The organism is Pantoea sp. PGP6 (assembly GCF_053474785.1).
Genome location: NZ_JBQBMA010000001.1, coordinates 2042057 through 2062456, shown reverse-complemented (window position 1 = coordinate 2062456; position 20400 = coordinate 2042057). Strand labels below are relative to the sequence as shown.

Below are 20400 nucleotides of genomic sequence, written 5' to 3'. Positions count from 1 at the left end.
ATTAAGCCGCGTGCTTATGGTCGCAGCAGTGATGTGATTTATTGGTTGCCATGCGTTTTCCCCATGTCTGGGTAAACTCTTTTTTGGCGATATCGATTACTGAGGAATTGAGCGGCACACCCTTCTCATCAACCAGCACAGTGACCTGAGAGCATTTGCAGTTGCTTGCGATTATTTCATTGGCTATCATAAGGCCTGACACCTCTTCGAGATCATAAACATGACCTTCAAAGAAATACCTCTCGACACTGACAACATCATCAATCTCTATCAGTCCGGCCTCTCTGAGCAGGCTATCTCCAGAAAGATTGGCGCTTCCCGAAGTGCTGTTAAGCGGCGACTCGAATCTGCAGGAGTTGAGCGTAGAGGAAGAAGCACCGCAGCCATTAACCGGTTCTCGGTTGCCACTCCGGAAGAAAGGCGTTTGCTTACTGCCTCCGCTATCAAAGTCCGGAGAGGACAGGTCGATAGCGATGAGGTCAGAGAAAGACGTTCCCTGAACCAACGCGCTGACAGAGTTGGTATGTTTGAGAGCGAAATAATCGAGCATCTTGCTCGTATGGGTGTCGCATGCAATGGTCAGTTGCCGGTCGGACCTTACAATGTTGACCTCTCCATTGCAGGAACTACCGTCGCCGTGGAAATCTACAGCACTCACCCCTCTAAGGATCGAATGACCAGACTCCACCAGAGAGCTAAAGACATCCTGAACTGCGGATACTCTATGCTGGTCGTTCAGGTCACCTACCCCAACAGAATTTTCGACATTGCTGCTGTATGCAAAAAGATTGTCTCTTTCCGTGACTTCGTTCGCGGCAATCAATCCTCTGTCGGTCATTACGGGGTGATTAGGGGTAACGGTAAGGTTGCGACCACTACGAGTCACAAGCTTGACGACCATCCCCTTGTAGTAAGTTTTTGAACCAGCCACAAACCTGCCTTGCACTTCTGTGTCAGGCAGGTAGCAGTTGATCGCGTTACCGTTGATGCTGTACCAGTCGCGGACATCTTCTGAGGTATAGAGGTTGCCGTGGCGTAGTGCGTGCGTCCGGCGGGTTGTGGCGCTCAGGGCAGACAGATGAAGCAGCCTGACGTTCAGGCCCAAATCATCTTTGGCTGAGTCATGCTCATCCCATCTGGCACGTCGTAGCGCGGTGGTGATTTCCGTCCTGGCTATGCGGTTAGCCCGCCCCTGCTCAATACCTATCTGGTCACGCAGCCGTCTGGCTATTTCTTTCGGATTCTGTCCGCGCCCCATTCCATCGGTCAGGATTCGCGACAGGTCTTGCTTAACATCCGCAGCCAGTCCTTTCATCTCTTCAAAGGTGCGGGCTCTCACCAGAACTAACCGGCTTTGATAGGCATCACTGAGAAGGATGTCCTGCACACTGCCGCGATCGGCTTCGTACGCGGGAGATTGCTGAGACAGGTTGGCAAACTCCTGCGCCGTGCCACGCTGATAAGATGGAGAAACATAATCCTGAAACAGCCACGGATTGAACTCGCCGCCCTGCAGCAGGATTTCATCAACGAGTGAATCGCCGTTTTGCAGCAGCATTGAAAGCAGGGTTGGGTCTAACTGGAAGGTGTAACGCTGGTTTACTGCTGGCTCTGCCGGGATGCGGTTAAGGAGTTCGATGTATCGCGTGCTGATTTGCTTAAGGCGCCTGCCGTATTCTCGCATTGCGCCGCGCTCAAGGCGGTCAACGCCGGTCGGGTCAAGCTTGTTGCCGGGCAGGATTGCTGGCTTTGCCTTCTTCTTCAGTTTCGCCATCTTCCTCATCCTCTGGTAATGGCTCACCGCCGCCCGGTTCATATCCTGCAGCAACGCGAATCTCATCAACCGTAAACACCTGCTCACCTGAGGCCAGAGATGTTTGGTTGATGTTGCTCATCTTCGTTGCGCTATCCAGCTTGTCTGATGGTGACTGCTCGTTTAGCTCATCCCATACGATGCTGAATTTCGCGACCGGCTTGATTACCTGCAGAGATGTGAGCTTGTCGACCATGTCCTCAATATCAAACGACAGGTCACCACGTCGCGACTGGCAGCGGCTGTTGAAATAAATCTGGTCTTCAGTGCTGGCTCGCTCACCTGACTGGTTGCCAACGATGATGCGTGATGGAATATCTACCGAAGCACTGAAGGTCTTTAGGTTGACTTCATAGGTCGGCGAAGGGTCAGAGACGGCGTTAACCATCGATGTGACCTGCGCGCCCTGCGTAATCAGCAGCGTGTCGTTGCCGCGGTTAATCTCTCTGGCTGCTTCGTTGTAGCGTTCCTGAAGCTCATCAACTGTGACGCCATACACCGAGGCCAGATTGTTAAAATCGATGTCTTTGTCGAAGTTAATATTCTGCTGACGTGCAGCGTTCTTCAGGAATGACTCACCTGAACCACCCTCGACCTTTTCAAGACTGACGCATGCGTTATAGCCAGGCTCAAGGAAGCCAATTTCGTCTTCTGACATATCGCCGATAATCAGCACGCGATCAGGATGAACGTTGCGCTGAGCTGTGCTGCCATCAGAAAGAGATTCGGTGTATTGCCACATTGTGATGGCACCGTTTTTATCCCGGCCGCCTACCTTCAATGCGCTCGCCCAAACCGGCGTTATCTTTTGTAGTGCTTTGCCTTTAACAGCTGGCTCATCCCACTTCTTGCTGTCTTTGATGTGAAGCAGGATGCCGGCCCATCGACCGACAAGGCGGCGAGCGTCGGCTTTGGCAAAGGTGCGCCAGAAACGGTGAGTGAATACCTGATTGCTGGTTCGCTCCCATGCAGTGATCTCTCGCGAGTCGTCTGACTGCTCACCCTCAACAACCTGTGGGTTTGTCTTCCAGCAGTTTGTAACCAGCTTATTAACCGCCCCGTGCGCAATGCCGCCGCGGCGATAGAGCTTGTACAGATCATCGAATGTCAGTTCTTCTTTGAAACCGTACTCGCACCATGCGCTCTCACGTTTCGCATCCAGCCCCATGCCGGGGCTGAATGCCATTGCGCGCGCACGGGCAAGCCTGACGTCATTCAGCGCGTGATTGACGGCTAGTGTTAATTTGTCAGTCATGGTTTGTCCGTTGGTGAGTTATCTGCCTTGCAGGCGTTTTGGGAGCATCATGCCCATCGGTTGAGCACCGCCTAACTCGGTTAGCGCGTAAACCATCGCATCTAAGCGATCGGGGGATTTCTTAGCGGTTGCCGGCACATATTCCATTAACTGGTTTTCCAGCACATAGAGATTGCCCTGATTAACAACGCGCCCCCGTTCATACAGCGCTGAGATAGGCTCAGCACGCGCATACTTACCTTTGCTGGCATGCACGCGAATGACTCGCCCTTTGAATCCAGCATTGCGCAGAGTTTCCTCTGCCATGTCGCCGCCTTGGTTGGTTTCGATAACGATCGCATCAGCGCTATGTTCCTCATAAGCAAACATTGCTTTCTTAGCCCAGCCAGCGGGAGAGAACTTGCCACTATAATCAGCGTCTACTGAGTATTGCTTCTTATCTCCTGCTCCATATGCGCTGGCAACAACGATTCCTGACTCATCGCTCTCTTCGCTATTTGTAGCCTGCGGGTCAATAGCAACGACTGTGCGAACCTTGTCGAAACGGATCTGAAGCTCGTGCGCAGCCGTAATCATCGATTCCGTCCACAGCGCCCCTTCAGCATTGAAGCGCCGTGGCTTTTGCATGTACTGAGCTTCAGCGGTGCGCCGGTGAGAAAACAGCGATACTCGGTGCGATTCATTGTGCTTAAAGGGCCACAGCCAGCCATCAGGCAGGCCGTGTTCAATCGGTATTGCGTGGGTGTTGTCCGGGTACTGCTCAGTGTAAGACTGGCTGTTGTCGATGATGACCGGCAAATTGAGGTGATGCCACATCTCCCCGCTGCCACCACGAAGCAGGTAGCCGCTCAGGTCGTGATAGTGGATGCGCTGCATAATCACGATCATCGGCGTTGTTTCAATTGCCAGACGAGATTTGATTGTTTCGTTGAAGCGATTGTTCACACCATCACGAATGGTTTCGCTGTATGCATCATCTGGCTTTACTGGGTCATCGATTATCAATGCGCCCTGCCATCCCGGCTCCATATGACCGGCACGAAAGCCAGTTACCTGACCGGCAGCGGATGATGCATAAACGCCGCCGCCAAACTCGTTCCACCACATCGCCTTACTGTCTGCATCATCGCGTAATTCCATAGGCCACATCGACTGATAGGCTTTTGAGCGAATCATGCCGCGGGCGGTTGATGAGTTGAGCAGTGCCAGATTATGCGAATATGACAGATGCATGAATCGGGCGCGATTGTTCAGCGTCAGCCCTCGCCCCATCATATTGATGGTTGCCAGCTCGGTTTTGGTGTAGCCAGGCGGAACGTTGATTATCAGGCGGGTTATCTCCCCGCTGATTACGCGATCGAGCGTTTGCTGAATAACTTTGTGGTGTGGCGCGACAATCATCTTGCCGCCGGTGCGCTGCTTGAAGAAATAACGAGCGTAATACAGCCCATCCTCTTCACACTCTAAGCGTCGCGCATAATTCTTCTGCTCAGCAGTCGTCATCCTCCAACATCTCCCGCCGGGCAGCTTTATATTCGTCTTTGGTCAGCGTAGTCACTTCAATCGGGCCGCCGTTCTTGCCGGTGTGCTCATGCGACGCCTGCTCTTTGAAAGCCATAACGCTGATGTGCTTGCCAAGCAGCTCAAGGTTTTTCACCTTATCGGGCCACTTAATCTTCTTGAGAATGTTCTCCATCGTCGTTTCATCGAAGTTGGTGACGGTGGTGAGGATATCCAGCCCGCTTAACGTGGTGCGCCATACCTTCGGCCATTCGTGAACCATCTTCAGTCCACCGTCATCTTTCAGGATGTCGAGAACGTCCATCTCGTCGATTTCAACCAAGCGGCGGAGCACGTAATCCGAGTTTACTTCTACCCTTTCGTTTCGACTTGATTTAAGTTCTATGATGCGTTGCGCAATATCAGGTTTTGACAGGTTTTCAGATCCGGTGCGGTTTGCAGTCTTTTCGCTGTACCCCGCCCGAATGGCCGCTTGCGTGGCGTTCAAATCGATGAGGTACTCGCGACAGAACATTTCTTGTTTGTCGGTGAGCGCCATGTTTTATTCCAAGGAGCAAGAATGGTTGATGTGATGCATTATGAAGTTGTCAAAAAGCATGAAATCGTAGGTGATCATCTGATTGCCTACTTGTTTAGAAGCGATGGTGGCAGATTCTTCTCTGCCGTACGATCACCTGATGATGTTCAGCTGGAAAAGGGCGACGTGATAAAGCATCACGTTGGGAACATATGGAAATCGGCTGACGGCAGCCAATTAAAGATTGAAGGCGATATTGTTTGCTCAAATCTTGAAGAGGCCGAACAAAAATTCCAAGAGCTTATAGCCTGAACCATTATCAAAGCCGCTCAGGGAGTGGCTTCTGTAATGTAGACAATAAAAAAACCGCCCGTAGGCGGCTTTGGCAATGGTCAATCCATCAATCCATTTCTGTGTTCTTGGCATTTTTCATGCACATGCCCTTCAAATGAATTAGGCATCCTATCGCGTATCATAGTTTGGAAGCCGCCCTGACCTGTATCCTGAAGATACTGAGCGAGAGTAAATTCTAAGGTATCAATTTCAACAATTGAGCTGGGAGCCGATGTGGCGCTTTGTTGATCATCAAGAACCTTAACTATAAATTTATCATCGGCCACTCTTATAACGTCATACCTTACAAGTCGCGAGTTCATGCCCTTATCTATGTAGTACGTTTTTATGTTTGTATGCATCATTATCAATTTCTCCTGAGTGGTTGATTATCTACTCTCAGAAGGTAACCGATTATCAAAGCTGTTTCATTGCCATGCGTCAGGCACACTCGTAAATGCGCCTTGTGATGAAAGCCGTTGTGAAAGTGGCTCTCTTTTCCTTTGATAATCAGCGGGCTCATTTTTGAGCCGGCTATGCTGCCAGCGTGTGCTGCTCTTCAATCAGTGGCTGGCGATGGTTACGTTCGAACATGCCTTTGAGCACTTCTTTGCGTTGTTCGAAGTCCCAACCCATGCTGATGAATACCGTATTGGCGCGTTGCAGTTCTGTTATGCAGTGAATCTGCTCCGGCGTCAGGTAATCGCGGATGGCTTCTTTCTTCCCGATCTCGTGATACACGCGAAACTTAGCTGCCGTCATTCCCAGCGCCAGGCGGTTAATCAGATCGGCTTCATTGCTGAAGTGATGCGGGGCTATCTGCTTACCCTGGGCTTCGCGCTCGTGTTTAATAGCGTCAGTCATGGGCTTGTATTCGAGGCGGGCAGAATTCCGGTCCATCTTCTGTGCGGCGAGAGTGCTGCGCATTTTGAAGAACTCAGCAACCAACCGCTTTTTAAATGCTCGCACCACATCGTTATTACGCATGTAGGTGATCAGCAGCGTGGTTTGCTGCTCATTCAGTAAGGCAATGCGCAATGGCTTGCCGCCAGACTTACGGATTTCAAATCCGACAGTTCCAAACTCTTCAAGGTCTGTTTTATTACGGTCAACCAGCTTAATGATAGTGTCATGATCTCGCCCCACCCCGTCCGCTATTGCTACGGTGTTGGTGACCAGGTCGAGCTTCTTGATTTCTACTAATTGCATTACGGATACCTTTTAGAAAGATGAGCCTGTTCGCACAGAAAAGCCGCCCCGAGAGGTCCGCACCTATACGGCATTTCTCAGGCTCAGCTTTCTGAAAGACTCGGGAGTGATATGCGCTGCGACGCGCGGAGGTTTGTTGCATAAAAAAGCCCCGCACAATGGCGAGGCTGATATTGCTCTGTTAGCTGAAGTGGATCTTCTTGGGGTTTGTCACCTCAGGCACTGCTCCCGGATGTACTGCTGCAACCCGGCTATTTGCTTTCCGGCGACTTCGATTCGCTCTCTGAGGGTGAAATAATCCCGTTGAGCGGCGTCAGTAAGTCGGGCGCTGGCTGCATCATCCATGCCGGAGGTGCCGGAGGAGGATTGTTTCTGGCAGGTGGCGTTGAGCTGCAACCGGCGCTTGCCAGTAGCAACATCATCATGCAACTGATCGATAGTGGCTTTAGCATCAGCTAACTCCTTCGTGTATTTGGCATCAAGCGCGGCAACATCACGCTGACGCACTTGCATGTCATCAATCGTCTGTTGGCGCTCGGTTGCAAGGCTGTCAGCACTAACGTATTTACCGTGGTAGTAAATGGCTAGCCTGCAGACCAAAACCAGAATCACAATTAAGACGCCGAACAGCATGGTTCGCCAGCTAAATGGGAAGTTGATCATCACTCACCTGCCGGCGCAGCCTGAATTATCACTGTTCCGCCTTCCTTGTTAGCTTTATCAACAGCACTAGGATCGATTGCTATTGAGCACTGCTTGCTGGAGCGGAGGAACTCGTTTTCTTTCTGCAATGAGTTAGCTCGGGTCTCGGCGGTAGAGCGCCTGCGGCTTTCTTCATCGAGCGTTGTTGCCAGGCTATCGAGTCGCTTCGTAATCGGCCCTAAGCCCTCAGCAAACTTCATATTCCGCTCATTCGCCAGAATGAATTGCTCACGCAGACGGTTGTTGCGCTCTGTGAGGTTGGCGTTGTCATACCAGAGCTTGCCAACGAAACCGATGATGATTACCGAGAAGATGACGGGGATGAACCGGCGATATCTCGCCATTCTCGCTTTACCTGTCATAGGAGCACCTGCTCTGCAATCCGTGTGCGCGCAATGCGATCTGCCAGGCCGTTTGTGCCGCCATTAATACGGCGGGTAAGCCCGGTCACGTCAGATGCATCGGCGAAGCGGTTGCAGTCGTTGGCCTGCCAGAACCAGCCAGCCGAGCGCGCGGCATTGACGTCTTCCAGCAGTAAATCGGGATTAGATAGAAGCGGCAGGTTTAATGCTTTACCGCAGGCTGCGTAGTTATCGCGGAAGGTAACCTGTTTCAGCCCTCTCCCGCGATATTTCCAGCCATCTCCATTCAGGTTGTTACCATAGCGTCCACCGTAAACGATATTGGCAATGGCAGCCTGCCGCTCCTGCGATAAGGCTGGCTCACCTGACTTGCGGCCGAGCTGCTCACGCTGTGCAGCAGTAAGACGGGATGCGAAGATTGCCAGTCCGGCAACTGAGTAGTTCAGGCTTTCGCTGATTACAGTGAACCCGCCTGACTCCGTACCAACCTGTGCAATGAAGTAAGCCTGGCGTTTTGGTGTGTCAATGCCGAACTCTTTCATTGCCGCCAGAACGTGCGGATACCAACGACTGGCGAGCGCATCAGAAATAGATGCTGCCTTTTTAAACTGGTCTCTGGTCATCATTCAGCAACTCCCGAATCTCCTGAAGCTTTCTGCAGGAAACGCTTTTCAAGGGTTTTAATCAGAGATGATCCGGACCAGCCAGCCATACCACAGATTGCGCCGGTGACTTCCTGCGGCCACTGCCAGTAAATGGCGAGCAGCATCATGAGGAATCCGGCAAACACGGAGACGATCATCTGAAGACACAGGGTGCGCCAACTGAAGGCGTCCCCGCTTAATACCTTGTAGGCGTATGCTGCTATCGACCCGAGGACTGTCATCCCCAGGGCGATCATGGCGGCGAATAAGCCCGGATCTGATTTATATGGCATGCGACGCATTCCTACCCCCTGATACGGGGACTTATCCTGTTTAGGAATTGATGACATTGTGAACAGAACAAGCCCGGTTAAACTTCCCACTGTCACCTGAGAAACCTTCCCGAGCTTTCCCGCCGTCTAATGCCCGACGCAGCCTTAGTTGATCACAATGAGAATCCCGCGATTGCGGATATCCACCGTAGAAAAAAGCGCCCGCGTAAAAGACACAGGATGAAGTGTGAGTAAATCCATTGGGCGCTGAAATGAAAAAAGGCCGCCCTAATGGCGACCCCTTGAAATAGTTTAGTGATGTTACTTATCCGCTACAGGGTATGCGCTGAATCTTATCCCCTGTGGGGTATAGAAATAAAAAAGCCCCGCCGACTGGTGAGGTCGCGAGGCTCTTTGGCATCCACATTTATGCAACTGACCGGTAAAGCTGCGATCTGTTCGCTTCCCTTCCCGATCATGCCGTTAATGTGCCAGGTTACATGCCCTTTGTCTTTGTCATTTCGTGCTATTTGTTATTGTCAGGCTGCAATTTTAAGAATCTCCTTCTCCATTTCTCGCTTAATTGCGTAAAACATTTCTCCTTCCAGTATATCCATCGCCCATTCCATTCTGTTTCGGGCCTCTTTCGGTGAGATGCTGCAGTAATAAATCAGGGATGAGCCGATATTTTGCACGCTCTTGCGCTTGCAGTATCGTAATCTGGCTACGTTCCGAAGCGGGTTATCCCTTCCGAATGTCTTTACCATGACTGATTCAACAAAGGCGGCATCATCTGATTCTTTGGCGAGAGCGATGATGTTTGCCGTTGATGACTGAGGGATAAGCAGGTCACGCGCCTTGCGGAATAACTCTTCACCACGCAGCCCTTCACAATGCAGCTGTGACACGATTTTCTCTATCTGCCTGCCCTTCTGCTCACTCCATTCACAGCGCATCATCAGGCGGCCAATTACATTAACCTCTGCACGGTCGTAATCTTCTCCGCCCAGGTGATCGCCCCATACGCCCAGCAGATGCCTGACCCATGCCTGCTGCGATTTGTTGATGGTCTTCCAGCCATTGCCGAATAACCGGCGCATATCCGCTGCTGTTCTGACGCCTGACAGCCTGACGATTTGCTGATAGTCACGCTCAATGCGCATGCTTAACCCCCATCATCTTCGCCGTGTTCCGGATTATCCGGTAGTTGATCTCGTACATGCCGCGCATCTTTAGAATGCGAAGGCGGAGCCACTTCTCTCTGAGGTATTCGGTCATTTTTGCCACCTGAGCGCCGCGTCAAGGTCTGACTGAGGGATTTCCAGCAGCGTTTTACGCTGTGCCGGGGTGATGTTTCGCATTCCCATAAAGACAATTCCAGACTGAGTGCGCACTGCTGCTACGTTCTTTGCTCGATACATGTTCAGCAATGCAAGGGTGTTTTGTGTACTCATGCTGCATACTCCATCTGACGTTTACGCAATTTCTCGTAATGACGTGCCCGCCGTGTGAATATTGCTTTCACGCGTTTCAGGTACTCGATATCGAATCTGCGGGGTGTATTGTCATGTTCGAGGCTATCAACGCGATGGGCGCCAATTTTCTCGATTAGGTTTATCCTGAATGGGATGAGATTCCCTGAGAGCTCGCGATTGCAACGAACGCAGCCCGCATGGATATTTAAAACGTTGTAACGAAGATGTGATGCCGAACCACGTGAGCGATAGTGACTCGCGTCTACTGCCCCGCCACGAACGCCGTAGTTAAGTGGCTTGCCGCAAGCTATGCATGGCCTCCCGAAATCTCGCCAGAAGATATAGCGATTAACCGCTACCTGAGCCTCTTTAGCCCAATCCGATTTAGTCTTAAGCTTTTCTGTTCGCGCGCGCAGAACATCCCGCTGCTCTTTCTCCAGGCGCTTTTGCTTGCGCTCGGATATCTGGTTAGCGAGTTGGATGGCACATTTGGGAGAACAGACGGTCTGGAGGCTATTGCGGGGTATAAACTTTTCAGGACAGCATTTGCATTTCTTCGGCTTCGGCTTGATGCCTTTAGCCATGTGTCAGCTCCTTTTGTCGCTCTTCTTCGTTCTGGAATTCATCGCCGTCGATTGGCATAAGGTGGCTGGAGAAGCAAAGTGCCCAGTCATTCTGGATGCTTCCATCAGCAAGTCTGACGCAGATTTTGTCGGAATGGATTAGCCACCTGCCCGAGCCACCGTTGTTAATTTTTTTATTCCCCGGCAGCGTCTCGATAACCCCTGCTGGAACAAATTTCACAGTTGTTACCACAGTTCCGATGGCCTCAGGGTCACCGCCGATTAGTATTGCCAGGCCACCAGGCTTTAACTCAGCCATTATCTTCCCCTCCGCACATGTTGAAGTTTGCGTCTTTCATCCAGCCTGCAGCGCAGGTATCGCATGCATAGGTTTCCTGCGGTGACAGGCGCGCCTCGCAACCAACGCAAACAGAAGCAGATTGCTCTCCATCGCCAGTAGGCAGACTTGATTGGGTTATCTCGTTCATGGTTCTCCCATTCGATATCGCATTCGCACTGCTCGCAGCTAATGGAGTAGTGATACTTGTCTTCTGAGGTGAGTGTTATGTGACAGCGGCAGCAGCGTTCACGCGGCATTTTCAGCCTCCAGATAACGCTCGAACCAGAAAATAATCGGATCATCTTTCATTGCAACAAGGCCCATTCTGACCAGTGCCTTACCCTTCCCCGAACGCAAAAATTCTCGACGGCCGTCATCAATAATGCGTCGATAATCTTCCAAGCTGTTGCAGTGCTTGTGCAGATTGCATGCGTGACAAGCAGGTACGAGATTTTCCAGCACATCCATGGCGGGGTTGAGCATTTTCCCGTCAAATCTTATTACCGGATTCTGGTGGTCAGCGTGCCATTTATCAGCAAGCTCGCAGCCACAATAGGCGCAGCGTCCGCCAAATTTCATGCGCAAAACAGCACGCTGTTTTGGTGTGAGTTTCATCTTCAGCTCCACATTGGGTTTTTATACTGCCTGCTCGGTATTGGCTCGTTCCGGAACTCAGGTAGCAGCGCGCTGACCAGCCAGAGGCGAGGGTCGGCGGAGAGTGTCTTTTGAGTTTTGATATTGCGAGAGGCGTAGCGGGAAAGGAGTTCGTTAGCGGTTTCTGTGTCTACAGGGTCATGGACGAACCAGGAATGGCGCATTTCCACCTCTCACTTTCGCTAACAGGTTGTCGAGCATTGCCATGTTGTAGCTGATGCCAAATCCAATGCTGAATGCGCCCATCCGATACTGGTAGTCATGGTCCGAAATGCCTAACCGCTGACGCTTGATTTTGTTGTTGTCGGCCATGCCATGCAGGGCGACCGTCACATTGATGCGCTTTGCCGATGCAAGCACGCAGACGCGATCGATAATCTCTTTAGATGTGTGCCATTCGTCGTCTGATAACACCTGATGAATTGCTGTAGTTAATTTGCTCATGCTGCACTCCCGAATCTTCCAGCCCACTCAGCAGCACGCGCTGACTCGTCGCTAAACCTGACGTTCTGCTCGGCACCGAAGGCATGGATTAAGGTGATTAAATCTCGCATCTCACCGACGCGCATTTTGCTTGTTGACTGGCCCAGCACCACAAAGCCGCCATTGATACCCGGCACCGTTTCCTGACCTTTCAGGCTGGCGCTGAATATGTGTTTCCAGCTCTCAGAGTCGAGTTTCTTCCTGTACCAGACAACCTGGCTTGATACGTCATGCAGGCAGGCCCAAAGCATGCGGTTTTGCGCAAGGCTTCTGGTGTCTTCCTGGATGGTTACCTGCAAAGGTTTGTCGGGACTGGCGGGGAGTTGCTGGATGGCGCTGATGCAGTTCTGTCGGATGTTGCTGTCTCTCAGTAGAAAACGTTGCGTCTCCACTGTTACCTCCCTTCGATTGTCTCCACGTAGTCATGGATGTTGTCAGCTGCGGCGCTCAACAACAGGTCAATGCTCTGCTTACTGTGTCCACCTTCACGAAGCATTTTGAGGGCTGTCAGTAGCGCTGAGTGTGAGTCTTTAAGGGGCTGATGCTTAGGTCTGAGGGGAATTACGTTGTTCATGGCTGCCTCCGGTGTTCATCTGTTTCGGGGATCGGGAATTCGCCAGTTGGTGATGCCTCGCAGCGAATGCACCACTTATTCCAGTACGGAAGGCTAGCCCGGAACCGGTCTGGAGGTTTGGGTATGCCGCAGCGGTCACAGCGACACAGCCGCTCCCTTTCCAGCTCATCGTTGTTTGTCATCGCCACCACCACTCAATACATAATCTGCCAATCCAAAAAGCTCGCATCGGGCCGTCATTCCAAATGGAGAAATATCCCCACTTCGATTTCTTATTCCAGCTGATACCCAGCCACCATCCGCCATGTCTTCCGGGAATCGCGATCTTCATATCACTGCTCTCCGTTCTGATTGGTGGGATGCTCCGGGATGATGCGGTAGGCGATGATGTCGCAAATGCTGTTGTGGTGCTTCCACTCCCAGCTTAATGCTCCTCGTGCCATGCGCTCATTGCCACTACGAAGCCTGACCTCTACGACTGACCGGTAGTCACAAGGACGCTCACCGCCGCCCCACTCAATCCAGCCATCACCCCGCTCCTGCTGCTCCAGTATGGGGAGTGCAATCTCAAGGGCTTGGAGGTAGATTTCCGAATCCAGCGCCAAGCCAAATACACGACGATTGCGTTTAAGGGAGGCGATGCGCTCTCTGCACTTCTCAGCGGTTAACTTGTTCATTGGTGACCTCTGCCCTGCTCTTTACTAATAAGGCGAACCATGTCGCGATAAATTATTGGGAAATGCCGGCAACTTCCGAAGTTGGTTTTCAGAAGGTTATTGATCAAAGGTTCAGGCTTGCTCCCTTTAATCCACCGCTTGAATAGCCATCTGCGCCAAAGTAACCATTTGATAAGAGGCATCAAAAACCTCCCCGTTTCTGACCATTGGCTGGCTGCTGCTCATCTTCAGCATCCACAATCAGGTCGTGTGCTTCACGCGCCAGCATGTCGATAGCGTTCAGGTGCGCCCGGAACTGCTCCGGCTTCAGGTCGCGCTTCTTAGCCAGGTCGATGATTGCCAGTTGCAGATTGCGCGCCTGACGCATCAGCGGCGTTGTGATTACCAGTTGAGTTACTTGTGTCATGCTGCACTCTCCCTTCCCTCAAGCCAGAAGAAAAATGCCCGGTCAACGGTGGCATCCTGATATCCAAGGTGCGATCGGGTCAGGTTGTGCCTGTCACCGTGAACGCTGCGATACAGACGCTCAAATCGGATGCGGTTCATCTCAGTCATGGCGCCCACCTTTCAGCCCAAAGCGGCGGCGAATGTCGGCAAGGTGGTCCAGTGCCTTCTCATTGCCGGTCGGAATGTGCAATTGAGGAATCTGCTTGCGCGGTGGCGGGATGATTTCGCCAGCCTCAATGCGGCGGGACATCTTTCGCAGCTCGTCGCCCAGGCGCTTTCTACACTCTGAATCAGTCAGGTTAAATGATCGCATCTGGTTATATACCGCCGTCACCATGTGGAAACAGGCCGGGCTTTCCCAGGGGAACTCCTCGCTGCTGTCGTAAATGCCCCGATCGCGGCAGTACAGGCGGAACATGTCATAAAGCTCTTCGTCGTTTGGCAATCCCGCAGCGCGATGCTCGCCCTGCTTGCACCACTCGATAAACTGGCCGGGCGATGGTAGGAACGGCGAACCGCTGGCGCGGGCCAGTTTCATGCCTGCTGACAGCTGCTGCTTGTTGTGAATGCCGTTCTCGGCGAAAGCGGCGATCCACTGGCGCTTCGCTGCTGCTTCGTCGTTCGGGTTGCGCCAGGCGGTGCTGACCGATGCCGGGAATACCTGCTTAAGATTCGAAAACAGAGCATCGACAAGGCGCTCAACGTCCTCATGCACTCCGCGCTCAACCGGGCGCGGCCCATCTCCTGCAATGCGAGCCAGTGCGCCTGCATCACGGTTCTGAATTGCTGATACGAGATTTCTCATAGGAATTCATTCTCCCAGGCTTCGCGGCTGTTCCAGTGCTGAGCGGGTTGCTGAGCGACTGCCTGCCGGTTACGCCCTGGCTGGCTCATCTGCGCCCGGAGTGTGTCCCACTTGGCGCGGAGTTTTGCAGGGCTGAGGATATTGGTCTGCCAGAAGTGATCGGCGTTGGCCCACTTGAAGGTTTCACAGATGTCGTGATGCGTGACATCCAGCGCTCCTCTCAGAAGGCGGACTTCGTTAGCCCAGGCAGGCCAGCTTGGGGCTTTTGCAGTTGGAGTAATAATCTTCACCCTGCTGAACATCCACTCGGCTGCCTTCAGGTCGTCAGCAGTTCCCCACTTGTCACCTTTCGGTGAATGGGTTGCTGCTTCAGGACGGATGACAGGGAGATTACTCAGGGGTGTGTCGGAGGATTCGCCAGAATTCTCTGACGTATGTTTAATGTCTTTCTTGTCTTTTGTAATAGTGTCTTTTGTGTGTCCCTGTTTTGGTGACACCTCTGTCACTGTTTTGGTGACACTTTTTGTCACTGATTTGGTGACAGCGACACCATCCTGGTGACACTCAGGAATTTTCCACTCAGTGAGGTTCTTATTCGGACCAATTAGCATGCCTTCCCGGACCAGAACACCCATCTGAATTAACTCGTTTTTTGCCTTGTTTACCTTCTGCCTTGGCAGCCTGGTAATCTGGCTAATCTGGCTGTCAGCAATGCGATCCATCTTTTTGTTGAAGCCGTATGTCTTCCGGCAAACAGCATGCGCAACCTTCGCCTGATTCCTGGTCAGGTTGGCCCCTATCAGCTCTTCGTACAGCTCGTTTGCCAGACGCGTGTATCCATCGTCTGTATCTGCCACACGTTGCTCCACGGCCCTGAGAGCGGGCCTGATTGGTGATACGTTGTCATGCGCAAGATTCATCGCCGCCCCCGTCAGAAGGAATGCCTGAGCGATAATCTGCGAGAATACGCTTTATCTCTTCAGTGGTGCCATGTGAGAGGATCAGGCTGTCGAAACCGCCATCCCGATCGAACTCTGCATCAACCAGTAATTCAGCCAGGCGGCGTGCTTTGGTTGCGCTGAACTGAGGAATGGCTGCTGAGCGGGTCAGCTTCTTTTTGCCAGCGGCTTTAGCCTTCTGCATTTGCGCCTGTGCAACAGCGTCTGCTTTCGGGCCATGCTCACGTGATAAAGCAACTGCAGTGGTTGGGGCCACTTCGCCCGCCTTCACCATTGCGATCAGGCTCTCGCCACACTCCAGCAGCTGAAGATGCTGATCCACATCAGCTGGTGAGCGCTTAACCTTTTTGGCAATCTCAGCAGGCGTCCAGCCCTGATTCAGCAGGCGCTGATATGCTGCCGCACGTTCCAGAGGAGACAGAGCTTTACCCTGTGAACTGGTGACCATGAAAGCAATGCGATCAGCTTCGGAGCCTGAGAAGTCCTTGCACTCAAGGCGGGGGATTTCGTGTCCGGCTTCTGACGCCATTTTCGCGCCGTAATACCGGTGGTGGCCGTCGATAATCTTGATACCCTGCTCTGTCACCTGGACTGCCAGCGGCGGCACAAACTCACCGGCAATGAATGCATCACTGAATTCAGCGACGTGCTCCTGGTCGATTTCACGGACGTTGTAGCCGGGCTCAACGTAGAGCTCAGCCAGTGGCACCAGAAACGTTTTCTTAACGGTTGTTTCCGTGCCGTTTTTCTCTTTTGCCTTGTAAAGCGATAACAAAGAACTCATAATTACTCCTGTACGTTGATCCAGTATGATTCGTGCATCAGGCGTCGAAACTGTTCCCGCAGTTCGGCGCTTTTTCTTTTCCCATCGCAGCAGCTACCGCTTGCCGGGCTACCTCTGCAATCAGGCTCGTTTCCCACACCTTCTCCAGCAGCACGAAAACCGTCGCCATATCGCGTAGGTTTAACCGGCTTACCTTCGATTCATGCCATCCGGCCTCATCAGCCAGAACGCGCTGCCCTTTGTGGGTCAGGCGACTGCGTAATTCTGTTTCTACTTCGTTGATCAACTTGCTATTTCTTGCGTGTTCCATAATTGATAATTTCCATGTAGGTAAATGATTGCGTGACATTGCGGTGAGCAAGTCACTTGGGTTTTCCCTGGTATTCCGAGGGAGGTCAGATTGATAAAGAGCGGTGGTTCAAGCTGCTAAAAAGTACTTAAAGTACATTTTCTATGCAGCAATTTGCTGCTTACTAATGCGTCGAATCTCTGCTGCTGAATACTTGCCGCCAGAAGCCTTGGCGATCTTCCCTGCGTAGTCCGTTTCGCCGGTGAACTCAGTGCGAGGTAAAGAACCGCGCTCAATCCACTTGTAAACGGCCTTAGGCGTCAGGCCGCAAATATCAGCCACAACAGAAACGCGTACACCCTTAATAACGTCTCCCAACGTAATTAGGTTCATGTGAGTCTCCTGCGGTTGAACTTGGAGTTCATATTATGTCGGAACTGAAAGTACAGTCAACTAATTATATGCTTGAACTTATGGTTCATGGAAAAGAGCGTGAAAGTTTCTCGCATAGGCTTGCGCTGGCCTGCGAAAAGGCGGGAATCGGTCCTTATGGTAGGCAGGCTGAAATAGCTGCCCGGTTGAAGGTCACACCTAAGGCGGTGAGCAAATGGTTTAACGGGGAATCTGTGCCACGTCAGGCGATGATGGAGAAGTTAGCTAAATTACTTGGATCAACCGCACAATACCTGTATGGATATACAGATAACGATGGTATAGACTCAGATCATTACAAGCGGACATCGGACTCGTATCGCGTTGATGTTCTTGATGTCCAAGCCAGTGCGGGGCCAGGGACGATGCTATCTAATGAATTTGTCGAAAAAATACGAGCCATTGAATACACAACTGAACAGGCACGATCAATGTTCAATGGCAGACCACAGGAAAGCGTGAAAGTAGTCACTGTGAACGGTGACAGCATGGAGGGAACCATAAACCCGGGCGATGAGATATTCGTCGATATCACTGTTAATCAATTTGATGGTGATGGCATCTATGTGTTCGTTTTTGGCCGATCCCTACACGTTAAGCGCCTGCAGATGCTTAAAAACCGCCTAGCTGTAATCTCTGACAACCCCGCCTATGAGCGTTGGTTCATTGAAAATAACGAAGAAGATCAGCTCTTTGTTATGGCTAAAGTTCTCATCCGGCAATCTATAGACCTTCGTCGCTTCGGATAAAAAATTATTTTACCTTAAAGTTCATTGAGTTAACTCTCAGTGAACTTCTTTTTCCTATTTTATGTACTTTAGGTACTTTACATTCATGAACTACAAGTACATTATAAGTCCATCAGCAGGACGCTGGGGCAGCAAGAAACGGATATCAGCTCTTTAACAATATGACCCTGTGAATACACAGGCCGAGGCGAGTGCTTCGGGTAAGCGTGAATGTGGATGGCGGACTAGCAAAGGACTGTCAGAAGCTGGGGCTGGTTACCCTGACGCTTACACCCAAGCACTCATCGAGGAATACCCATGAACAAGCAGCAGTTTAAGGCTATGCGTAGTGAATACCGTGCCATTTGTCGTGAGTTGGCGCGCCAGCTTAATAAGCACGGATTCATGCTCCTGCAAAAGGATTACCCGCTGGCAGCAAGATGCCAACCAAGTGATCGCCCAGTTTCAATTCGAGTCTGGCTGAAGCTAGACGACATTCGCCGCAGCAGAGAGGTTCAGGCATGAACAGAAATCAGCGTCGTATGGCGGCTTTTAACGCCAAGAAAGCATCTGAGGCTATCGAGCAGACACGTTTCGAGCGCCGCATCGTCAGCACCTTATCCAACTGCAACCAGAGAGTCGATAAGGCAGTCTCCTCCCCTTCTCTGCGTGACAGGCATGAGAGCACATCACAGTGCTTACCGGAAATCGCGATTTATAACGCAGGCTACCGAACAGTCCGTAAGGGCGCGGTTCATATCACTAAGTGAGGGATTATGAAGCTCCACTTAAAATACTCACCTGTCAGGCCAGGTGTCGAATACGTCGTTCTTGATCATGCGAATCACTATGCGGGAACTGTTTGGCGCGTTAATAGCGACGACGCGGAATTGGCAGGGTACAGATACAACATTGTTTGGGCGCTGTGCGGACCTTTCGCATGCACGAATGAACCAGCAAAAGATCATGACGATTTGTGCCAGAAAATAGATGCGATGTCCGAGCGCCATTACGCTGGCTATCGCAAATCTAAAGACATCGTAACGGCGAGGTGAGAATGACTAAATCTACAAATCTTCAACCAAATGAATCAATGATTCAGGCAGGCATAGACGCCCTATGGGACCAACTTCCCGGCTCAATGGACGAGCTTACTCAGCAAGTTGAGGACGACGAAGAGCGTAATGACTTGCTGTCTGACACCGTGGTTTTTATCTGGCAAGCAATGCATCAAGCATCACATAAATAACAGGTCGCTTAGGCGGCCTTTTCATATCTGGAGGCTCCATGAGCAACGCTGACTGGATTATCGGCTGGATAGCTATTGGTGTGTTGATGGGGCTGGGGTTTATAGCAGGAGGGAATGGATGAGCGACGATTTAGGGAAATATGACGTGCTGGATTCAAGGGTTGTATCCGGCATTACTGAGCAGCCAAAGACATTTAGCGAAATCTATTTCGGTACTGACGGTGTTTACGATGAGTGCCTGCGCCTCGCTGAAACATCGTCAGCGAGAGTTAAAGAGCCAGCGCGAGTACTTGACCGCCGTCTTCAGGCGCTGCGCAAAAAGGGATTAATCGTGTTCAAGAAAGGCTGGCGCACACCGCTGGGCCAGTAACCACTAACAGGAGAAGAGGATGTATAAGCGCCAAATGTTCAAGCGCGGAATGTATGAGTGCAAACCGCCAAAAGAAGACACATCAAAGTGGCCGCTATCTAAATGGATTGAGTGGATTGACAGCAACGGGAAATGGCTAATTTAGTTGAGTGACACCGTAAAGCTGTCTGCTCAGACGGCTTTGAGGTGCTACGCACCATACGCTTTAGAGAGAGAATCGTATCATCCTTCTGGCCTGCGCAATGCGGGCCATTTTTTTGACACCAAACCTAATTCATCAATTCAACGGAGTTACCCATGCAATTTCAAATGCAGGGGGCTGCCCTCATGGGTGGCTCCAGTTTAAACGCGTCTCAGATTAACCAGTTCGCATACAAACTCACCGGCGCTGACGTTATGTCGTGGAAGCCTAAGAGCCGCTTACAGCAGCTTTGGGAGCGCCTGGTTCAGGTCGTAACGCAGGCAGGCAACCCATGATGAGTCAGCAGCAGGCTAAACAATACCAGCGTAACCAGGATGAAGCTGACCGACTGGCGATGCTGGAGAAAAGCAAAAATCATCCCTTCATCAGCGGACTACTGAAGCACATTTTTGGGAGTAGCAAGTCATGAAGCTGAAACTCGAATGTGGCGAGCTTAAGACGCGCGCCGGATATCGCCCTGGCATGATGATTATCGAGGCAGATGAGGTCTCTCTGCTCGACTTCAGTGGCAAACAGGTGCTTAACCAGCTTGATATCAAAGACGTCATGGAGTGGCTCACAGAGCAGGGTTACACAATTCACCAGGAGCACGCAGCATGATTGACCCGGATATCTACTTCATCGAAATGATGAAGGCCATCTTAGAGCCAGTGCTTGATGAGATGACGCCACAGCAGGCCGCAATGGATGCGGCGGCTGATTACCGTACGGAGCAGCAGGCAGCGAGGATGGAGGGTTGAT

35 protein-coding genes are annotated in these 20400 nt (G+C 51.6%); 9 read left to right on the top strand and 26 right to left on the bottom strand.

Features of this window, described 5'->3' with window-relative positions; translation table 11 throughout:
- Nucleotide 1: 1 nt before the first annotated feature.
- The 4 genes from ACLIBF_RS09830 to ACLIBF_RS09815 are packed head-to-tail and all read right to left on the bottom strand — an operon-like array spanning nt 2 to nt 5127.
- Complete coding sequence (locus ACLIBF_RS09830; RefSeq protein ID WP_448309623.1) at nt 2-1774, bottom strand: phage minor head protein; 1773 nt, start codon at nt 1772-1774, stop codon at nt 2-4.
- Entirely contained in the window at nt 1719-3068 is a 1350-nt protein-coding gene (locus ACLIBF_RS09825; RefSeq protein ID WP_448309622.1) for an anti-CBASS protein Acb1 family protein, read from the bottom strand. The genes ACLIBF_RS09830 and ACLIBF_RS09825 overlap by 56 nt, the downstream gene beginning before the upstream one ends.
- 18 nt (nt 3069-3086) lie before the next feature.
- Nucleotides 3087-4571 carry a phage terminase large subunit family protein gene (locus ACLIBF_RS09820; protein ID WP_448309620.1) on the bottom strand — a complete coding sequence of 495 codons (1485 nt, stop codon included), beginning with the start codon at nt 4569-4571 and terminating at the stop codon, nt 3087-3089.
- Complete coding sequence (locus ACLIBF_RS09815; protein WP_448309619.1) at nt 4558-5127, bottom strand: terminase small subunit; 570 nt, start codon at nt 5125-5127, stop codon at nt 4558-4560. Before ACLIBF_RS09815 ends, ACLIBF_RS09820 begins: the two co-directional genes overlap by 14 nt.
- 21 nt (nt 5128-5148) lie before the next feature.
- On the opposite strand from ACLIBF_RS09815, the gene ACLIBF_RS09810 reads away from it, so the two are divergent.
- Nucleotides 5149-5418, top strand: coding sequence for a hypothetical protein (locus ACLIBF_RS09810; RefSeq protein WP_448309618.1), 270 nt, complete (start codon nt 5149-5151; stop codon nt 5416-5418).
- Between the two features lie 80 nt (nt 5419-5498).
- Here ACLIBF_RS09810 and ACLIBF_RS09805 read toward each other — a convergent pair whose 3' ends face one another.
- From ACLIBF_RS09805 to ACLIBF_RS09700, 22 genes are all read right to left on the bottom strand, one after another.
- Nucleotides 5499-5804, bottom strand: coding sequence for a hypothetical protein (locus ACLIBF_RS09805; protein ID WP_448309617.1), 306 nt, complete (start codon nt 5802-5804; stop codon nt 5499-5501).
- A 169-nt stretch (nt 5805-5973) separates the two neighbouring features.
- A complete protein-coding gene (locus ACLIBF_RS09800) occupies nt 5974-6648 on the bottom strand; it encodes a Rha family transcriptional regulator (RefSeq protein ID WP_448309616.1) in 675 nt (224 codons plus the stop codon).
- Between the two features lie 210 nt (nt 6649-6858).
- Complete coding sequence (locus tag ACLIBF_RS09795) at nt 6859-7311, bottom strand: lysis protein (RefSeq protein WP_448309614.1); 453 nt, start codon at nt 7309-7311, stop codon at nt 6859-6861.
- Nucleotides 7311-7712 (bottom strand): hypothetical protein, encoded by a 402-nt coding sequence (locus ACLIBF_RS09790; RefSeq protein ID WP_448309613.1) that lies wholly within the window; start codon nt 7710-7712, stop codon nt 7311-7313. The genes ACLIBF_RS09795 and ACLIBF_RS09790 overlap by 1 nt, the downstream gene beginning before the upstream one ends.
- The gene (locus ACLIBF_RS09785; RefSeq protein WP_448310385.1) at nt 7709-8335 is read right to left on the bottom strand and encodes a glycoside hydrolase family 19 protein; all 627 of its coding nucleotides are present in this window, start codon (nt 8333-8335) and stop codon (nt 7709-7711) included. The genes ACLIBF_RS09790 and ACLIBF_RS09785 overlap by 4 nt, the downstream gene beginning before the upstream one ends.
- Complete coding sequence (locus ACLIBF_RS09780; RefSeq protein ID WP_371316245.1) at nt 8335-8658, bottom strand: phage holin family protein; 324 nt, start codon at nt 8656-8658, stop codon at nt 8335-8337. Before ACLIBF_RS09780 ends, ACLIBF_RS09785 begins: the two co-directional genes overlap by 1 nt.
- 509 nt (nt 8659-9167) lie before the next feature.
- Nucleotides 9168-9791: a hypothetical protein gene (locus ACLIBF_RS09775; RefSeq protein WP_448309611.1), complete on the bottom strand. Its 624-nt coding sequence runs from the start codon at nt 9789-9791 to the stop codon at nt 9168-9170.
- Complete coding sequence (locus ACLIBF_RS09770) at nt 9781-9858, bottom strand: hypothetical protein (protein WP_244964524.1); 78 nt, start codon at nt 9856-9858, stop codon at nt 9781-9783. The genes ACLIBF_RS09775 and ACLIBF_RS09770 overlap by 11 nt, the downstream gene beginning before the upstream one ends.
- A gap of 44 nt (nt 9859-9902) precedes the next feature.
- Nucleotides 9903-10082, bottom strand: a complete 180-nt coding sequence (locus ACLIBF_RS09765; protein WP_448309610.1) for a hypothetical protein — start codon at nt 10080-10082, stop codon at nt 9903-9905.
- Nucleotides 10079-10687 (bottom strand): recombination protein NinG, encoded by a 609-nt coding sequence (locus tag ACLIBF_RS09760; RefSeq protein WP_448309608.1) that lies wholly within the window; start codon nt 10685-10687, stop codon nt 10079-10081. The genes ACLIBF_RS09765 and ACLIBF_RS09760 overlap by 4 nt, the downstream gene beginning before the upstream one ends.
- A complete protein-coding gene (locus ACLIBF_RS09755) occupies nt 10680-10985 on the bottom strand; it encodes a hypothetical protein (RefSeq protein WP_448309607.1) in 306 nt (101 codons plus the stop codon). Before ACLIBF_RS09755 ends, ACLIBF_RS09760 begins: the two co-directional genes overlap by 8 nt.
- Before the next feature lie 267 nt (nt 10986-11252).
- Complete coding sequence (locus ACLIBF_RS09750; protein WP_448309605.1) at nt 11253-11621, bottom strand: HNH endonuclease; 369 nt, start codon at nt 11619-11621, stop codon at nt 11253-11255.
- A gap of 177 nt (nt 11622-11798) precedes the next feature.
- Nucleotides 11799-12104, bottom strand: a complete 306-nt coding sequence (locus ACLIBF_RS09745) for a hypothetical protein (RefSeq protein WP_448309604.1) — start codon at nt 12102-12104, stop codon at nt 11799-11801.
- On the bottom strand, nt 12101-12535 hold the full coding sequence (locus ACLIBF_RS09740) for a recombination protein NinB (RefSeq protein WP_448309603.1): 435 nt from the start codon (nt 12533-12535) through the stop codon (nt 12101-12103). The genes ACLIBF_RS09745 and ACLIBF_RS09740 overlap by 4 nt, the downstream gene beginning before the upstream one ends.
- A gap of 178 nt (nt 12536-12713) precedes the next feature.
- Nucleotides 12714-12899 carry a protein NinD gene (ninD, locus tag ACLIBF_RS09735; RefSeq protein ID WP_448309602.1) on the bottom strand — a complete coding sequence of 62 codons (186 nt, stop codon included), beginning with the start codon at nt 12897-12899 and terminating at the stop codon, nt 12714-12716.
- A gap of 150 nt (nt 12900-13049) precedes the next feature.
- Nucleotides 13050-13394, bottom strand: a complete 345-nt coding sequence (locus ACLIBF_RS09730; RefSeq protein ID WP_448309601.1) for a hypothetical protein — start codon at nt 13392-13394, stop codon at nt 13050-13052.
- Nucleotides 13395-13575: 181 nt separating this feature from the next.
- Nucleotides 13576-13800: a hypothetical protein gene (locus tag ACLIBF_RS09725; protein WP_159223512.1), complete on the bottom strand. Its 225-nt coding sequence runs from the start codon at nt 13798-13800 to the stop codon at nt 13576-13578.
- Between the two features lie 141 nt (nt 13801-13941).
- Nucleotides 13942-14646: a replication protein P gene (locus tag ACLIBF_RS09720; RefSeq protein ID WP_159223510.1), complete on the bottom strand. Its 705-nt coding sequence runs from the start codon at nt 14644-14646 to the stop codon at nt 13942-13944.
- Nucleotides 14643-15503: a replication protein gene (locus ACLIBF_RS09715; RefSeq protein WP_448309599.1), complete on the bottom strand. Its 861-nt coding sequence runs from the start codon at nt 15501-15503 to the stop codon at nt 14643-14645. Before ACLIBF_RS09715 ends, ACLIBF_RS09720 begins: the two co-directional genes overlap by 4 nt.
- Before the next feature lie 46 nt (nt 15504-15549).
- A complete protein-coding gene (locus ACLIBF_RS09710; protein WP_159223508.1) occupies nt 15550-16389 on the bottom strand; it encodes a ParB/RepB/Spo0J family partition protein in 840 nt (279 codons plus the stop codon).
- Between the two features lie 37 nt (nt 16390-16426).
- Nucleotides 16427-16699, bottom strand: a complete 273-nt coding sequence (locus ACLIBF_RS09705; protein ID WP_159223507.1) for a CII family transcriptional regulator — start codon at nt 16697-16699, stop codon at nt 16427-16429.
- Nucleotides 16700-16840: 141 nt separating this feature from the next.
- On the bottom strand, nt 16841-17071 hold the full coding sequence (locus tag ACLIBF_RS09700) for a Cro/Cl family transcriptional regulator (RefSeq protein ID WP_159223506.1): 231 nt from the start codon (nt 17069-17071) through the stop codon (nt 16841-16843).
- 80 nt (nt 17072-17151) lie between these two features.
- Here ACLIBF_RS09700 and ACLIBF_RS09695 point away from each other — a divergent pair, with 80 nt between their 5' ends.
- From ACLIBF_RS09695 to ACLIBF_RS09660, 8 genes are all read left to right on the top strand, one after another.
- Nucleotides 17152-17859, top strand: coding sequence for a LexA family transcriptional regulator (locus ACLIBF_RS09695; RefSeq protein WP_159223891.1), 708 nt, complete (start codon nt 17152-17154; stop codon nt 17857-17859).
- A 297-nt stretch (nt 17860-18156) separates the two neighbouring features.
- Complete coding sequence (locus ACLIBF_RS09690; protein WP_159223505.1) at nt 18157-18363, top strand: hypothetical protein; 207 nt, start codon at nt 18157-18159, stop codon at nt 18361-18363.
- Nucleotides 18360-18608: a transcriptional antitermination N peptide gene (locus ACLIBF_RS09685; RefSeq protein WP_448309598.1), complete on the top strand. Its 249-nt coding sequence runs from the start codon at nt 18360-18362 to the stop codon at nt 18606-18608. The genes ACLIBF_RS09690 and ACLIBF_RS09685 overlap by 4 nt, the downstream gene beginning before the upstream one ends.
- Before the next feature lie 287 nt (nt 18609-18895).
- Nucleotides 18896-19087, top strand: a complete 192-nt coding sequence (locus ACLIBF_RS09680; RefSeq protein ID WP_448309596.1) for a hypothetical protein — start codon at nt 18896-18898, stop codon at nt 19085-19087.
- 118 nt (nt 19088-19205) lie between these two features.
- A complete protein-coding gene (locus tag ACLIBF_RS09675; RefSeq protein ID WP_448309595.1) occupies nt 19206-19457 on the top strand; it encodes a hypothetical protein in 252 nt (83 codons plus the stop codon).
- A gap of 473 nt (nt 19458-19930) precedes the next feature.
- The gene (locus ACLIBF_RS09670) at nt 19931-20068 is read left to right on the top strand and encodes a hypothetical protein (RefSeq protein ID WP_448309594.1); all 138 of its coding nucleotides are present in this window, start codon (nt 19931-19933) and stop codon (nt 20066-20068) included.
- Nucleotides 20065-20259 carry a hypothetical protein gene (locus tag ACLIBF_RS09665; RefSeq protein ID WP_448309593.1) on the top strand — a complete coding sequence of 65 codons (195 nt, stop codon included), beginning with the start codon at nt 20065-20067 and terminating at the stop codon, nt 20257-20259. The genes ACLIBF_RS09670 and ACLIBF_RS09665 overlap by 4 nt, the downstream gene beginning before the upstream one ends.
- Nucleotides 20256-20399 carry a hypothetical protein gene (locus ACLIBF_RS09660; RefSeq protein ID WP_316554307.1) on the top strand — a complete coding sequence of 48 codons (144 nt, stop codon included), beginning with the start codon at nt 20256-20258 and terminating at the stop codon, nt 20397-20399. Before ACLIBF_RS09665 ends, ACLIBF_RS09660 begins: the two co-directional genes overlap by 4 nt.
- Nucleotide 20400: the final 1 nt, after the last annotated feature.